The organism is Paenibacillus sp. FSL E2-0178, from assembly GCF_038593005.1.
Classification (GTDB): domain Bacteria; phylum Bacillota; class Bacilli; order Paenibacillales; family Paenibacillaceae; genus Paenibacillus_AQ; species Paenibacillus_AQ phytohabitans.
Genome location: NZ_CP151953.1, coordinates 2,169,394 through 2,183,345 on the forward strand (window position 1 = coordinate 2,169,394; position 13,952 = coordinate 2,183,345).

At 47.5% G+C, this 13,952-nt stretch carries 15 protein-coding genes; 2 read left to right on the plus strand and 13 right to left on the minus strand.

Going from position 1 to position 13,952, the window contains the following annotated elements:
* Window positions 1-20 precede the first annotated feature (20 nt).
* Together MHI42_RS09795 and MHI42_RS09800 are read right to left on the minus strand one after the other, a co-directional pair.
* Window positions 21-350: a hypothetical protein gene (locus MHI42_RS09795; protein WP_342423644.1), complete on the minus strand. Its 330-nt coding sequence runs from the start codon at window positions 348-350 to the stop codon at window positions 21-23.
* Entirely contained in the window at window positions 337-795 is a 459-nt protein-coding gene (locus MHI42_RS09800; RefSeq protein WP_342423645.1) for a helix-turn-helix domain-containing protein, read from the minus strand. The genes MHI42_RS09795 and MHI42_RS09800 overlap by 14 nt, the downstream gene beginning before the upstream one ends.
* A 196-nt stretch (window positions 796-991) precedes the next feature.
* Here MHI42_RS09800 and MHI42_RS09805 point away from each other — a divergent pair, with 196 nt between their 5' ends.
* Window positions 992-2,182, plus strand: coding sequence for a pectin acetylesterase-family hydrolase (locus MHI42_RS09805; protein WP_342423646.1), 1,191 nt, complete (start codon window positions 992-994; stop codon window positions 2,180-2,182).
* Between the two features lie 45 nt (window positions 2,183-2,227).
* Window positions 2,228-2,845, plus strand: coding sequence for a TetR/AcrR family transcriptional regulator (locus tag MHI42_RS09810; RefSeq protein WP_342423647.1), 618 nt, complete (start codon window positions 2,228-2,230; stop codon window positions 2,843-2,845).
* Here the strand turns inward: MHI42_RS09810 and MHI42_RS09815 are convergent.
* From MHI42_RS09815 to MHI42_RS09865, 11 genes are all read right to left on the minus strand, one after another.
* Window positions 2,820-4,178 (minus strand): HAMP domain-containing sensor histidine kinase, encoded by a 1,359-nt coding sequence (locus tag MHI42_RS09815; RefSeq protein ID WP_342423648.1) that lies wholly within the window; start codon window positions 4,176-4,178, stop codon window positions 2,820-2,822. The genes MHI42_RS09810 and MHI42_RS09815 overlap by 26 nt on opposite strands.
* On the minus strand, window positions 4,175-4,852 hold the full coding sequence (locus tag MHI42_RS09820) for a response regulator (protein WP_171718661.1): 678 nt from the start codon (window positions 4,850-4,852) through the stop codon (window positions 4,175-4,177). Before MHI42_RS09820 ends, MHI42_RS09815 begins: the two co-directional genes overlap by 4 nt.
* A gap of 22 nt (window positions 4,853-4,874) precedes the next feature.
* Window positions 4,875-6,827 carry a serine hydrolase gene (locus MHI42_RS09825; protein ID WP_342423649.1) on the minus strand — a complete coding sequence of 651 codons (1,953 nt, stop codon included), beginning with the start codon at window positions 6,825-6,827 and terminating at the stop codon, window positions 4,875-4,877.
* 695 nt (window positions 6,828-7,522) lie between these two features.
* Window positions 7,523-8,188 (minus strand): hypothetical protein, encoded by a 666-nt coding sequence (locus MHI42_RS09830; protein ID WP_342423650.1) that lies wholly within the window; start codon window positions 8,186-8,188, stop codon window positions 7,523-7,525.
* A gap of 137 nt (window positions 8,189-8,325) precedes the next feature.
* Window positions 8,326-8,757: a hypothetical protein gene (locus MHI42_RS09835; RefSeq protein ID WP_342423651.1), complete on the minus strand. Its 432-nt coding sequence runs from the start codon at window positions 8,755-8,757 to the stop codon at window positions 8,326-8,328.
* A gap of 37 nt (window positions 8,758-8,794) precedes the next feature.
* Window positions 8,795-9,241: a hypothetical protein gene (locus MHI42_RS09840; protein WP_342423652.1), complete on the minus strand. Its 447-nt coding sequence runs from the start codon at window positions 9,239-9,241 to the stop codon at window positions 8,795-8,797.
* An 88-nt stretch (window positions 9,242-9,329) separates the two neighbouring features.
* Window positions 9,330-9,788: a hypothetical protein gene (locus MHI42_RS09845; protein WP_171716555.1), complete on the minus strand. Its 459-nt coding sequence runs from the start codon at window positions 9,786-9,788 to the stop codon at window positions 9,330-9,332.
* Between the two features lie 6 nt (window positions 9,789-9,794).
* Window positions 9,795-10,100 (minus strand): hypothetical protein, encoded by a 306-nt coding sequence (locus MHI42_RS09850; protein ID WP_342423653.1) that lies wholly within the window; start codon window positions 10,098-10,100, stop codon window positions 9,795-9,797.
* A 161-nt stretch (window positions 10,101-10,261) separates the two neighbouring features.
* Window positions 10,262-11,983, minus strand: coding sequence for an extracellular solute-binding protein (locus MHI42_RS09855; RefSeq protein WP_171716557.1), 1,722 nt, complete (start codon window positions 11,981-11,983; stop codon window positions 10,262-10,264).
* 62 nt (window positions 11,984-12,045) lie between these two features.
* Entirely contained in the window at window positions 12,046-12,924 is an 879-nt protein-coding gene (locus tag MHI42_RS09860) for a carbohydrate ABC transporter permease (protein WP_039308538.1), read from the minus strand.
* Between the two features lie 13 nt (window positions 12,925-12,937).
* Window positions 12,938-13,852 (minus strand): ABC transporter permease subunit, encoded by a 915-nt coding sequence (locus MHI42_RS09865; protein ID WP_171716558.1) that lies wholly within the window; start codon window positions 13,850-13,852, stop codon window positions 12,938-12,940.
* Window positions 13,853-13,952 lie beyond the last annotated feature (100 nt).

Here is a 13,952-nt window from a genome sequence, read left to right on the forward strand (position 1 = left end):
AAGTAACAATAATATCAGCATTATGTATTATAGCAATCAATATGTGCTAATGAATCCAGAAATTCTACATTAAAAATCCCATCAAATAACTTAAAAAGCGACATGAGTTTGTCATGCTCAAAAGCAACCGGCATCATTGGCCCATCTTTTACCTTCCGTATTGCTATACCTCCTGAGCGCAGCAATCCATAGAATTCTGCCTGAACCGCCTTGGGCAGGCAGAATTCTATAAAGCTGTTTAAGTGTAAATCGTACAGCCGATCGAACTCCTTGCGAACTTTTTGGTTGCGGTAAATAAACCGGTCTGCGAGTATGCATCCGTCCCAAATAACAATCTTAGTCTTCATCATGATATAGGTCCTTACGGTTAACGAGTTCCATTTCGAGAGCATCATTGAAAATAGATTGTTCCAGTATGGATGTCTTGTCTTCAGCAGGAGGATTTTTAAATTGATGTTTAGGGATTCTGATATCCCTGCTATGCGGGCTGGTTCGTTCCGATTCAATTTTATTATGTTTTATCCATTTATAAACTGCTTTATCGGTTACATTGAAACGCTCAGCAACCTCTTGCACTGTGTAATACTCATGAGATTGCGGCACATCTCTTAATACGGAAATCGTAACACGGTGCTTTGAACGAAACTCCGGTCTTCCTTTACGCAGGATACTTCCTGACGGAATAATAACAGCGGACTTCACCATCGACTGTGCATTGTGAATATCTTGTGCAGTGACATTCCCCGATTCAACCTTCTCAAGAAACTGAAGCAAATCATATTTAACCTTTGACATAAAGGACACCTCCTTTACTTTAGTATATCACACACAAAAATAATTCAACCATAATTCAACCCGATAAAACTATGTTTTATGAAAACTGAATGTTTCATGGATAATCCACAGTTGAGACAGCACTGTTTCCGCATTTAAGTATGCACCTTGTGCAATGAGTATTCTTGTCGTATACTCCGAGTAAGGGGGCGATGACATGAGAAAAATGAGGAACATCATCATATTCACAGGTATTGGATTATTGAGCCTTATATTGATTGCCCTAGTGGCGGTCAACGCTTGGGTAATTCAAAGACCGGTGACAACTACCCCTGTAATCGAGGAAGTGAAGCCTTACGAGTGGAATAAAGTCAAGCTGGGCGGGAATGCCCTATCAAGTGATGGATCAGAGTATTTCATCTGGAATAAAACAGGTGAAACGAATAACTGGATCATCTTCTTCTCCGGGGGCGGGGTCAGTTGGGATGCGCAAAGTGCCGCACACCCCATTAAGCTCATTAACTTCATTAAAGGTGGAGATACAGGCAACTATTTCCCGGACATCCCCTTTTATATGCTGACCTTGCTGGGAGGCATGATGGATACGGATAACCCGGCCAACCCCTTTCATGGCTGGAATGTAGTCTATCTTCCCTACTCGACCGGAGATTTCCATATCGGCAACCGCACAGTAGAATATAAAAAAGAGGACGGCAGCCCCTTCACCATGCGTTATAACGGGAGAAATAATGTGCAAAGCAGCCTCGATTGGATCTATGCCAACGCGGCTAAGCCCGATAAGCTGCTGATTGCCGGCGAAAGCGCTGGCGGATTCGGGTCCGCCTTCTGGGCGCCTGAGATCGCTGCTCATTACAAAGACTCGGAGATCTTCCAATACTCGGACAGTTCCTTTCTGAAATCGGACAAATGGCCTACTGTGATGAATCAGGAATGGCATGCAGACTTCGTCAATAATTTCGGATATGCCCCCGAAGCCGATATCATCGGGGCCGCTTTTAAAGCGAACGGTCATTTGATGCCTGCAGGTACGGTACTCTTGCAATCCTACTCGGTATATGACGAGATTCTGATCCACTTTCAGAACAACATCAACGATTACACGGGGCCAAGAGATCAGCGTATTATAAAGGAGTGGTCAGAGGAAATGCGGCAATCTGTAGCTGCTTTGGCTGCCGCTGTACCTGATTATTATTACTATCTGACCGACTACGGGCTGAAGGCTGCGAAGGGGACAACCCCGCACACTTTTGCCACGAGAGGGGACTTCTATCAGGCTGAGCAGGATGGCGTGAAGCTTCTGAAGTGGCTGGGTGATGTGGTCAACGATCGGAACCCCTATTCAGTGGGCAGCAAGTTCCTCACGACGCCGGAGCCGGCGCAGAGATAATTCTGGAAGCTTCGGAACATTAGCATAAGACAGGAGAGAAATTCATTGAATTTGCGTGAAAAGCAGATGCAGTTGACGAAGGAGATTATTAAGGATACTGCGCTGGGCTTGTTCTGTGCTCAAGGTATTGAGCGCACGGATATGGCTCAAATTGCGGAGAAAGCCGGTGTCTCCCGGCGCACCTTGTATCATCATTATAAGGACAAGGAAGAACTGGCCGCTCAAATCTACGTCCTGAACCTCGAGCAGATGTTTGGACAGCTGCTGTTTGATTTTGATTTTGCACAGCCTGTACAATCACTGGAAAAGATTCTGGATCAATATCTCGCGCTAAAGGATCATCAGGAGTCACTGATCTATTATGATGCCATTTTTGGAGTCTACTACAGCACCCTTTCCAAGAATCCTGCGGAGCTGCCTGATTTCAGGAAGGCCATGGAAGGCTGGTATTCACGGCTGATACGCCTTGACACAGCATCTGTGACTCCGGAGGAAAAGAATAAGTGGCTGGACATTCTCCAGAAGTCCACCCACCTGTATTTCATGTACCTGCAAAAAGCCGTGATTCTTACTCATCAGCGGGGCGGTTTGGTTACGGAGGAAGACCAGGCAGCGGACCGGCAATTTAGGGATTTCATCATGTCTGGCGTACGGGCAACCTGACAATCATCGTCGTCCCCACTCCAGGCGCTCCGTCCACCTCAATGCTCCCCTGATGCAGGGAGACGATTTTTTTGACAATCGCAAGCCCCAGACCGTTCCCGTTGTTGTTTCCGCTGCGCGACTTGTCAGCTTTATAGAATCTTTGAAAGATGGCACCAGCCTCTTCCGGGGAAATCCCGATGCCATTATCGCTGATGGTGACGGATACTTCTACTGCACTGCTGTCTAAAGAGATGCGGATCTTTCCGCCTTCAGGCGTGAACTTAATGCTGTTGCTGAGCAGATTCATCCATACCTGCTTCAGCTGATCCTCATCCCCAATGATATGGACAGCTTCCGGCAGCTCCAGATCAATAACGATGCTTCGGGCTGACCATTGCGGCTCACAGGTTACAACGATGGTTCTAATCTGCTCGTCAAGCCGGAAGGAGCCTGTTATGAAGGGATGATGCTCGGAATCCAGGGAAGCAAGCTTCAGCAAATTATCACTTAGCCTCGACAGACGCCCACTCTCCGCAATAATGATATCCAGATAGTCCTTGCGTTCCTCCTCCGCAATTAGGTCATTATTCTGCAGCGCCTTGGCAAAGCCGGAAATAGACGTAAGCGGTGTCTGAATTTCATGCGAAACACTCGATACGAAGTCCTGCCTCATCTGCTCCAGCTGCTTCAATTCTCCGGCCATCTCCACATAGCTTTGCGTCAACTCCCCGATCTCGTCCACACGGTTCCTTTTAAGCTCCACCTCGAAGTCACCTTTGGCCAGTCTTTTGGTTGCATTCGTCAAAGCCTTGATCGGCTCCACCAGATATCTGGCAGCAACAACGATACATACACTTCCCAGCACAAGCACCAGCAGCAGCACAAAGAGTACCATCCGGTTGACGATAGCCTCGTTCCCGGCAGAGTACTGCAGGAACATTGCATGCCACTCCCCCTTGAGCATAAAGGGCATTCCGATGAACGTATCCTTATCTTCCTTGGAGGAACGATAGACCTTTCCCTGCAGCACTTGCCGGACAGCTTCCGGGGTGATGGGTACAGCAGGGCTATCTATGAGCCCGTAAAAAGTATGTTCTCCGGATGGATCGTACAGGTTAATGGGATGTGCCGATATTTTAACCATACTATTCAGGAACTCGTCCGTATCTGTAGGCTTGGCGTCATCATAGCGGTGAATGATCTCCTGGCCCACTGCGAGCATTTCGCTTTGTCCCTTATAGCTTATTTGCTGTTGAAAAACATACAAGCCAATGAAAAAGGAACAGATCAGGCTGAAGATGATGATGCTGAGGAACGTGAGAATGACCCGAACATACAGTGTCTTGATCATGGCTCAGGGATCAGCCGGTAACCCAGGCCGCGGGCAGTTTCGATTTGAAAACCCTCGCCATTGCCGCTGAACTTCTCCCTCAGCCGGCTGATATGCACATCTACAGTCCGCCCGTCCCCTTCATAATGGAGTCCCCAGACTTGCTGAATCAGTTGTCCTCTGGTGAAGATCTGCCCGGGATGGCTGACCAGCAGAAACAGAAGATCAAATTCCTTCAAGGGAAGCGTGACCGGTGCCCCACTGCGTGTAACCTGAAAGGTCCGGCGGTTGAGCACCACATTGCCGAGCTGCACGGACTGGGAAGTAACTACCAGTGAGCGTTTGAGCAGCGCTTTTACCCGCATCACCAGTTCCACCGGATCAAACGGCTTGGTCAGGTAATCATCCGTTCCGAGCTGAAATCCTTTCACTTTGTGGGCAGATTCCGCTTTGGCCGTCACCATGAGGAGGGGGAGGTTGGCATCCGAACGCCTGATTTCCCTGCACAGCTCCCAGCCATTCAGTCCCGGCATCATAATATCCAGAATGACAAGATCGATCTGTGAGTCCTCTATGATGGACAAGGCCTTGGTGCCGTCCCCGGCTTCTTCGAGGTCGAACCCTTCTTTGCGCAGATATAGAGACATCAGCTTCCGGATATTGTCATCATCATCCGCGATAAGTATAGTAGCCACGATCATCCTTCTCTCTTAAGCGTTATCCAAACTGCCAGCCGAGCAGATTCCAATAGTAGAAGAAGATCATCAGTACGACAGCCGAAAGCGTCACTAACGTGTAATGCACCCGCTTTAAGGCGGTCCAGTACTTATTTTTCCAAACCAATATAGCCGAGACCAACATTGCTAAGGTCAAGCCCGCCATAATGATTGGCATAACCAAGCTGACAGACAGCAAAGGACTGATACCGCTGAGCTTCTGCATAATGTCCATGGACATAATAACCATAAACAGAGTAATAAAAGATAACAGCGCCCAGCCGGCAGTTCCCGCAGATAATCGGATGGCCCGCTTTTCCGGGGGCGTCATCGCCTTGAACCTGCGTCTGAAGAAGAGGGGGCCGGGCAAAGCTGTGATGAAAATGAATCCTGCGGCACCAAGAAGGATAAGCCAAAACTTACTCTGATCCAAAAGTGGCGTACGCTCCAGCGGCATTTCCGGAGCCATGTCCAGGAGCATATGTGTTACTTTGCCGGACTCATCCGTAAGGAAGCCGATCTGATCGGTCCCTCCTTCAAGCTGGAACAGGTTAGGACCGATGGCTCTGTACAGCTGTTGTTCACTGCCGCTTCCCAAGGATAGCTTATTGTCCGCAATCGTAACATTCAGCTGGGCAAAAAAGTTAAAGAACTTGTCAATATCACTAATGTTGCGGCGTGTAAATTGATAGGAGCCGGCATATTTCTGCACGGATTCCGCAGAAGCCGAGAACTCCGGCTGCTTCACTTCGGGAGCGGGATAATACCGGTTGAACAAGGCCTGGACCAGATTTGCTGCCGATTCACTGCCTTGACCGCCATTGTAGGATAAGAAAATCCCCAGTTGCTTGGCAGGTGCGAGATACAATTCCGTATTAAACATGGGATCGGAGCCGCCATGAGAGATTAATGTTACTCCGTTCACCCGCTTCTCTGCGAATCCGAGAGCTACTCCCGGCAGGCGCTTATCGAGCTGGAACGCTGTTGAATGCATGAATGCAGCAGTCTCAGGCTTCAAAATCTGCCCGTCGCCATATTTCCCGTTCTGCAGATGCGCGATCATGAAATGTGCCATGTCTAATGCAGCTACAGTGCCCGAGCCGGCAGGACGAAATCCTCCCTCGAATGTAGGCGTGCCTGGAATAAAGCTGCCGTTCTCGCTATTATACCCTACCACCTGGTAAGGGATGAATGACTCCGGCAATGGCTCCACGACGGTCGAATGTTTCATGTCCAGCGGATCGAAGATATACTTCTGAATATAATCATTATAAGGAATACCGCTGACGTCCTCCACAATCATACCTGCAAGCGTGGCTCCATAGTTAGAATAGGCACTCATCTCACCGGGTGGTCTGATCCGGGCCAGCATATGTTTATGGAGTGTCTCCGAGATGGAACCGGGCAATCCGGCAGGATCAGTGACGATCTGATAACCGACTCCGCCCTCTTCAAACCCTGCTGTATGGGTCATCAAATGACGCATGGTGACGGGTTCAGGATAAGTGGCAGGAATCTTCACGGATTTCAGGTAGGTGTTAATATCGGTATCCAGATCAATCTTACCTTGTTCAACGAGCTGCATTACGGCAGTCCAGGTAAAAAGCTTGGTTGTTGAAGCGATTCGGAACATGCTGGTTACAGGGTCAACCGGAGCCGCTTGCTCCAGATTGGAGCTGCCATACCCTTTGCCCAAAATGATCTTGCCATCCTTAACGATGGAGATCACCGCTCCCGGAATTTGCAGCCGGTTCATATCCTCTTCCATGATTCCGTCAACGAAAGCAGTCAGACCCGCGATATCCTCCAGATTGGCGGCAGGTGCTTCAGTCTGAGGTACCGCCGGCTTGGTTTGAGCCGTCTCGGCCATGGCATGTTTCCCGGGAAATATAAGGCTCACGCTTAACCCGATTACAGCTAATATCGTCAGACCAGCGGTCAGCCTTTTTTGCATAGTTATTACCATATTATCCTCCGCATCATCTTATATATTGTAGGCCGGATGATCATCCGCCTGACACTTATAGAGACTAACAGAGTATTGTGAATAGAACGTTAACAAGACTATAGGCTGTCCATGAGCAGGTTCATTACACGAATCTATGAGCTGGTTCATCTGCGCAAATCCGTGGGCGAACAGGTCGGTTAACTTCTTCAGGTCGATAAACTTCTTAATGTCTATAGAGTAATCCTGCCTGGGTCCGTGCGCCTCCTCATGGTGCGTAGGGTGCGTATGGAGCAAATGGAGCGAAGTAAGGTCACTATTACTCAAATTCCTGCACTAAATACAACATTCCCCTCCTTAAAAGGGTAAAAATTGAAAAATGTTGTATAAAATGCAGCAATTCTCCTCCTCCAAGCCGATTATTGGAATAATTGTTGTATTTCGTACAACAATCCTCCAAAACAGCCGGGTATGCATGTAACCGAGTTGTATTTCATACAACATTTCCCTCTACGCCAACTTAAGAATCCCATTGCTGCTATAAGCCGGAGCTCTGAGACAACAGCACATTCTAAGCAGTTTGCCTAACTTACAAACCTTGCTTGAAAGCTCAGAGCATATTTTCCCGGACAATTCATCAGCTCTAACATCCGCTCTTACATCAGCTCTTACATCCGTACGTACATAAACAGCTACAGAAACAGTTACACGAACATATCAGGTACGCCCTGCACCGGCTCGTAATAACAAATGTATGAATTCTGCATCACCGGACGGAGCAGCCCTTTACGCACCAGCTCCTGCAGCTGCTTACGCGCCGTCCGAAAGTTCAGATTGTATTGCAGCATCACATCTTTAGGACGTAGTCCCTTGTCCAGGCTCCAAGCCAGTTTAACGATTTCCTTGTCCTGCGGGGAGAGAGATTGCCCGGACGGAACCCGGATCAATGAAGGGGCGATGACCATTTGCAGCAGCATGCGGCAGATCTCCGGGCGGTTCTGCACATCGTCGAAGGAGAAATGGATAATCCTCCAGCCCAGTCCATTCAAAAAAGTATCCCGGTTAAGCGAATAGCTGAACCTCTCCCGGTCCATATCCTTCACATGGCTCTGATACCCATCGCATTCCAGACCGAATTTCCCGTACGGCGGAAGAAAAGCAAAATCAAGAAATTGCGACTTGCGGTTCCAGTCATACACCTCATATTCAGGATGCAGATGGTCCAGATTGCCGAACAGCGGCCACCAGACATTTTGCAGGAATAGCTTCTCGGCATATTGATGCCCCCGTGCCAACCGGCCTCTGCGCTCCCCTGTTCTAACCGATAAATGCTGGTCTAATAGCAGCTGATGTGCTTTTTCAAACTCCATATCAGTTCCTTCCTCTCTCTCATTTACGCAAAAAAAGAACGCCCCTCTGCCAGCAGCAGCTTGGGACGTTCTTCGTCTGAGTTAATTATAAGCCAGCACAACAGGTGCGGCAATCATTTCCTTCGATAGTTATTACATTATTTTTCGTTCCATACTCTTACACTAATAAGATAATATAACGTCATAATTAATTGGATGATTATAATAACTATTGGAAGCAGATAGATCATTTCAACCGAATACTTCGGCATTGTAATAAATACAAGCTCATCCTCACTGCCTCCATCACTTTGCATTACCACGAAAAGAAACAGAAGTAAGCTGCTTGGGATGACAGTAAATACGAACCAGGTGATACGGTCCCTGACTCTCTTCGCCCTACTAAACAATAAACCGTTGATAAAGCACATGGCGAGGGGCAGAATGTACGTTTTACACAGTAAAATGATTAACTCTGTTCCCCCTCCTCCCTCAATTCTTATCCCGAGAAAATAAATTAATATCAAATGTATTACAATTGCTGCCAGTATATGTGAAATAGTTCGGAGTACTGTCTTTTTTGGTTTCATCTTCCGCAGCCCCCAGATTCCATTTATCTCCCTTAATTTAAACCAGTACCCGATTCAAAATCTCTTTTCTTTTAATCAAATAGTAGAATGTCAAAACACTTTGCACTACTAAAACGCCTCTGGGAAAAAGCAGGAGCATTTCAAGATCATATTTCGGCAAAAGTTCAAAAGAAACTATAGCCCCATACTCACTATCTCCACTAGTTTGAATTACTTTAAAAAAGAACAGAAGCAGGAAGCTGGAGAGCATCATCCCTAAAAACCAGATAACTTGGTGTTTGATCCCGCCGGTCCTAATCAATAAGAAACAATTAACAAAACCCAATAACAGGGGCAATAAATACATCTTGAATAGAGTTTGAATTACGCCCGGCTCCCGTAACTCCATCCTTATCCCAAGAAAATAGATTAAGATCAAATGCAGTCCAACTGCCAGTAGCACATAAAGGATGGCTCGGAACATTGTATTGATTAATTTCTCCACTTTCCTCCCCCTTGCCTCTTTAAATCACCAACCAAAACCAGTGCTCATGAACAAAGCGGTTATATCCAATAAATATAACTTTATGATTCTATGTATCCTCCGCATCCCCTGTGTTCTCTTTACTCACGCTCACTATCATTATCAGCATAGCCATCAAAAAGAGTATTTGTATAACCGAATAGAGAAACGGGAATAACATCATCAGTTCAACATAACCCTGAGAAAAGTGAATCTCAATAAATACAGGTTCGGTCTGCTCCGCCGCCACTGCTTCTTCTTTTAATTTCAAGAGGAGGGCAATACTAGGAATAAGGCTAACCGCTAACCAAATCAGATTGCACATGATTTTCTTCGTCTTTAAAGCCATCGCACAGGTTACACTCAAGAGAATTAGCGGACAGCAATATGTGATGAATATCTCCTGCTTCCCCACTCCCTCCCACTCTTCCGTCTTCATCTCTAAAAAGTAAATCATCCCCAAATGGATGACGATAACCACTAAAACCTGCATTACTCCTTTTATTGTAAGAATCATCTTCTTATGCATTTCTCTTCACCTCACCAGCCAAGGCGCAAGGAAGAAAAAGAGCACTGTCGTACTAAAACAGATCAGGAGCAAAAGATGCAGGCTCTTCTCTAACAAGTGTTTTGCAAAGAAAAAACAGATTACCAGGCACACTACCAAGAGAACAATATAAAACGACAGTTGATTATAGTCGGTTGCTGTCCATAATAAACCGCCTCCGCCAGCAGAAAAGACTATGCCGATGACTAGAAAGTACATCCCTACTCCCATTAATCCGCTTAAAGCAACGAAAATCAAACTGATAATCATATTACGCTCCTTTGACTTGGTCACTGTTCCTCATCAGCCAGATATAATATCAGGAATCTATTGAATATATTCCCTTTATCCCAAGTTATCGGATTCTCCCCATGATTTGTGTAGATCAATAGAACGACAAAAAAAGGAACCGTGATAAACACGGTCCCCCTCGAATCCCTCTAACCCACTATCCTTTATTGAACGCCCTTCTTCTGCATATCCTCCAGGTGGCGCTGATACATCACTTTCTCGGCCTTCTCTGCACCGACTTTGTCCATCTGGCTGATGAAATCATTGTAGGCGTTGTCGAAATCAGCATCGGTTTCGGACAGGATCAGCTTCGGAATGGTTTTGTTCCAGAGATCCTTCACTTTGCCGTTGATCACACCTTCAGGTGAAGAGCCGTCCGGCTCCAGATTGTCCATGCCCAGGGAGTAGCTGTCGAAGTTGTATTTCTCCAGCAGCTTCGCTCCGGCGAATTGCTCCGGCTGCTGCTCCTGGAAGTCACGGGCGGACGCATCATCCCACAGTTTACCTGCCCGCATCAGGAGGGTCGAATCATCGAAGCCGTACTGGGCGTTATAAGCGTTGTTGTCCTTAAGCTTCAAGTCCATAATTTCCTGCTTGAATTTCGGCAGGCCGTCAACCATGTCATAAGTCTCGCCTTCAGTACCGTAGCGTGCATCAAGCTGTCCTTCATCGGACCAGGCATATTCAGCAAAGCGGATAATCCGTTCCGGATTCTTCGCATTCTTGGTGATGAAGAAGCCCTGCCAGCCCATCAGACGGGAAGCGGCATATCTTGGGTCCTGGCCATTCGCCTGAAGTCCGCCGATAATCGTGTATTTATGATCGGCCCCCAGCGTACTTTCAATTTTCGGATTGTATTGGGTGTACATATTGGACATGTACTGCGAAGCTGCGGCATATTGCGCCCCATACAGCTTCTCTTCATACTGCTCCTGCTTATAGATCAGCAGCTGTGAATCGAATAGTCCATTGCGGTACAGCTGGTTCATGTAACGGAAGGAATCGATGAAGCCTTTGTTCCGCATCGGGTATTCTACGATCTGCTGATCATCCTTGATGCGTTCCTCCAGCAGATTCGGCGAGAAGGAGCTGATCAGGAAGTTCATTGACAAGCTGCCGCCGAAGCTGTTTTTGGCCACATCGAAGTTCTCCACACCGACCGGACTGATCTCAGGGAATTTCTCCTTTGCCAGCTTGAGGGCGTTCATCAGATCATCTGTCGTCTTCAGCTCCGGACTGCCAATGGCCTTGTAAATATCTTCGCGGAAGAACCAAGGACGAATCGGCGTAATCGGAACCCCGCTGGTCAGTCTGTCAGCGGTTTCAAACAGGTTCGGCAAGTACCAGAGCTTCCCGTTAACCGAATGATATTTCACCATATCCGGGTCGAGCATGGACTTCAGCTCCGGTGCATATTTGTCCATCAGCTCATCCATGGAGTAGACCATACCATTATTGATCAGCTTGCTTACCGCAGGATTGTTCCAGTCCAGCATGATGGTATCCGGCAGATCCCCGGAAGCAATCATGGTGTTCAGGTAATCGTCATCGTTCCCTGTTGCCAGCTTGCGGTCTATCGTCACACCTGTTTTTTCTGTTGCCAGCTTCATCGCATACTGATCCTTCCACAGATATGCAGATGCCCAGTTCCCGTAGAAATATTGGGTGAATTTAAAAGGTGAGGTGTCTTGCTTCCAGGATTCCGTGCTTCCGGTGTCTGTGCCTGCATTAGCAGGTTCTGCCGAAGCATTCGCTGCCGGAGTAGCTGGCGCATTACCCTCAGCCGCTCCATTTGCATTATTGCCGGTATTATTAGAACTGCAGCCTGCCAGCAGAGTGACGGCGAGTAAAGCAGCGGCCATTCCTTGTGCGCCTTTCTTTCTCATACATTGACCTCCCATAAAATGAAATCTATATACTTAAACGGCCGGAGCCGTTAAAGCCGTTATTAACCTTTGACCGAACCGATCATCACGCCCTGCACAAAATATTTCTGTACGAACGGGTAGGTAAAGACAATCGGCAATGTGGTAATGACCATCGTAGCCAGCTTAAGCGATTGCGCAGAGACTGAACCCAGCCCCAGATTGCTGGCCATCAGGCTGACATTGCTGTTCGAGCTGATAATTTGCATCAGAATCTGCTGGAGTGTCAGCAGGTTATCATTACCGAATAACATGGCATCATACCAGGCGTTCCAGTGGAACACCGCATTGTAAAGTGCAATCGTCGCCAGCACGGGCTTGGAGACCGGCAGGACCAGCTGCCAGAAAATCCGCAGATCGTTGGCACCGTCAATTTTTGCCGATTCCTCAATTTCCTTGGGCAGTCCCCTGAAGAAGGTCAGCATAATGATGGCATTAAACACATTGAACAGATTCGGGATAATGTAGACCAGGAAGCTCCCTTTTAGATGCAGATACTTGGCTACAACGAGGTAATAAGGAATAATACCGCCGCTGAAATACATGGTGACAATAGCCATCATGAGGAAAATCCTACGTCCCATCAGCTCGGTTTTGGATACACCATAAGCAAAGGCTGCTGTGAACAATACCGCAGTTGCTGTTCCGGCAAGAGTCCGGGCGATGGTGATGAAAAAGGCATGCCCCATACGTTCATCCTGAAACACGACTTTGTAATTCTCCATGGAGAACACGCGCGGCCAGAAGGCGATCCCCCCACGGGCGGCATCCGTCGGATCGTTAAGGGAAGTAATTACGATATTATAGAACGGATACAGGGTCATAATACAGAGCGCCAGCAGCACCAGCACATTCAGGATGTCAAAGGCTCGTTCCGGCCACCTTTTCGAATACGTTAACATGATGTCCCGCCTCCTAGAACAAGCTCTCTTTAGTGATTTTGCGTGAAGAATAATTGGCAATGTACATCAGCACAAAAGCAACGATGGATTGGAACAGGCCAATCGCAGTACCGTAGGAGAATCTGCCTGTTACGAGACCCGTTTTGTACGAATACACAGACAGCACATTGGCTGCATCCTGGGTCATCGAATTCTGCATCAGGTACATCTGATCAAAGTTCGAGTTAATGAGCCCGCCCACCGAGAGAATCAGCAGGATAATGATCGTCGGCTTCAGCGAAGGCAGTGTAATATGCCAGATCCGCCGGAACCGGCCCGCACCATCCACAATGGCCGCTTCATACAGCTGGGGATCAATGCCGGCAATGGCTGCCAGATAGATGATGGAGTTCCAGCCGATATTCTTCCAGATCTCCGTAAATACAACCAGGGTCAGGAACGTATGCGGGCTGCCCATCATCATGGTATCGCTTCCAATAATCCCGGTACTGACCAGCATTTTGCTGATTACACCAGTCTCCGGGTCCAGCAGGGTGTACATTAAGCCGACTACCAGCACCCAGGATACGAAATACGGCAAATACGTCAGTGATTGAACAATCCGCTTGAACCTTTTGAATACTACCTCATTCAGCAGGATCGACAGGATGATCGGTGCCGGGAAACCAAATACCAGCTTGGCAATACTGATCTTGAATGTGTTAGCCAGTGATTCTGTAAACGTCGGATCATTGAATAATTCCCGGAAATTCGCCAGCCCAGTCCAGGGACTGTGGAGAAACCCCTGAAAAGGTGTATATTCCTTGAAGGAAATGATCACACCATACATCGGGATATAGTTAAAAATGATCATCCATAGTACTGCCGGCAGGGTCAGCAACATCAGATACCGCTGCTGCCAGAACCGCTTGGAGGGCAAACTGCTCATAAGCTACATCCTTTCTTCTGCATTCGATTGCGTTCGACTTCTCATCTTCCTATGGGTTAATTATAAAATGCCGCCTGCCAGGGTTATATATCAAAAATGA

Bases quoted from the DNA above. Each gene is read 5' to 3' on its own strand.
- MHI42_RS09795 (WP_342423644.1), bottom strand. From the start codon at position 350: ATGATGAAGACTAAGATTGTTATTTGGGACGGATGCATACTCGCAGAC.
- MHI42_RS09800 (WP_342423645.1), bottom strand. From the start codon at position 795: ATGTCAAAGGTTAAATATGATTTGCTTCAGTTTCTTGAGAAGGTTGAA.
- MHI42_RS09805 (WP_342423646.1), top strand. From the start codon at position 992: ATGAGAAAAATGAGGAACATCATCATATTCACAGGTATTGGATTATTG.
- MHI42_RS09815 (WP_342423648.1), bottom strand. From the start codon at position 4,178: ATGATCAAGACACTGTATGTTCGGGTCATTCTCACGTTCCTCAGCATC.
- MHI42_RS09825 (WP_342423649.1), bottom strand. From the start codon at position 6,827: ATGCAAAAAAGGCTGACCGCTGGTCTGACGATATTAGCTGTAATCGGG.
- MHI42_RS09830 (WP_342423650.1), bottom strand. From the start codon at position 8,188: ATGGAGTTTGAAAAAGCACATCAGCTGCTATTAGACCAGCATTTATCG.
- MHI42_RS09835 (WP_342423651.1), bottom strand. From the start codon at position 8,757: ATGAAACCAAAAAAGACAGTACTCCGAACTATTTCACATATACTGGCA.
- MHI42_RS09845 (WP_171716555.1), bottom strand. From the start codon at position 9,788: ATGCATAAGAAGATGATTCTTACAATAAAAGGAGTAATGCAGGTTTTA.
- MHI42_RS09855 (WP_171716557.1), bottom strand. From the start codon at position 11,983: ATGAGAAAGAAAGGCGCACAAGGAATGGCCGCTGCTTTACTCGCCGTC.
- MHI42_RS09860 (WP_039308538.1), bottom strand. From the start codon at position 12,924: ATGTTAACGTATTCGAAAAGGTGGCCGGAACGAGCCTTTGACATCCTG.
- MHI42_RS09865 (WP_171716558.1), bottom strand. From the start codon at position 13,852: ATGAGCAGTTTGCCCTCCAAGCGGTTCTGGCAGCAGCGGTATCTGATG.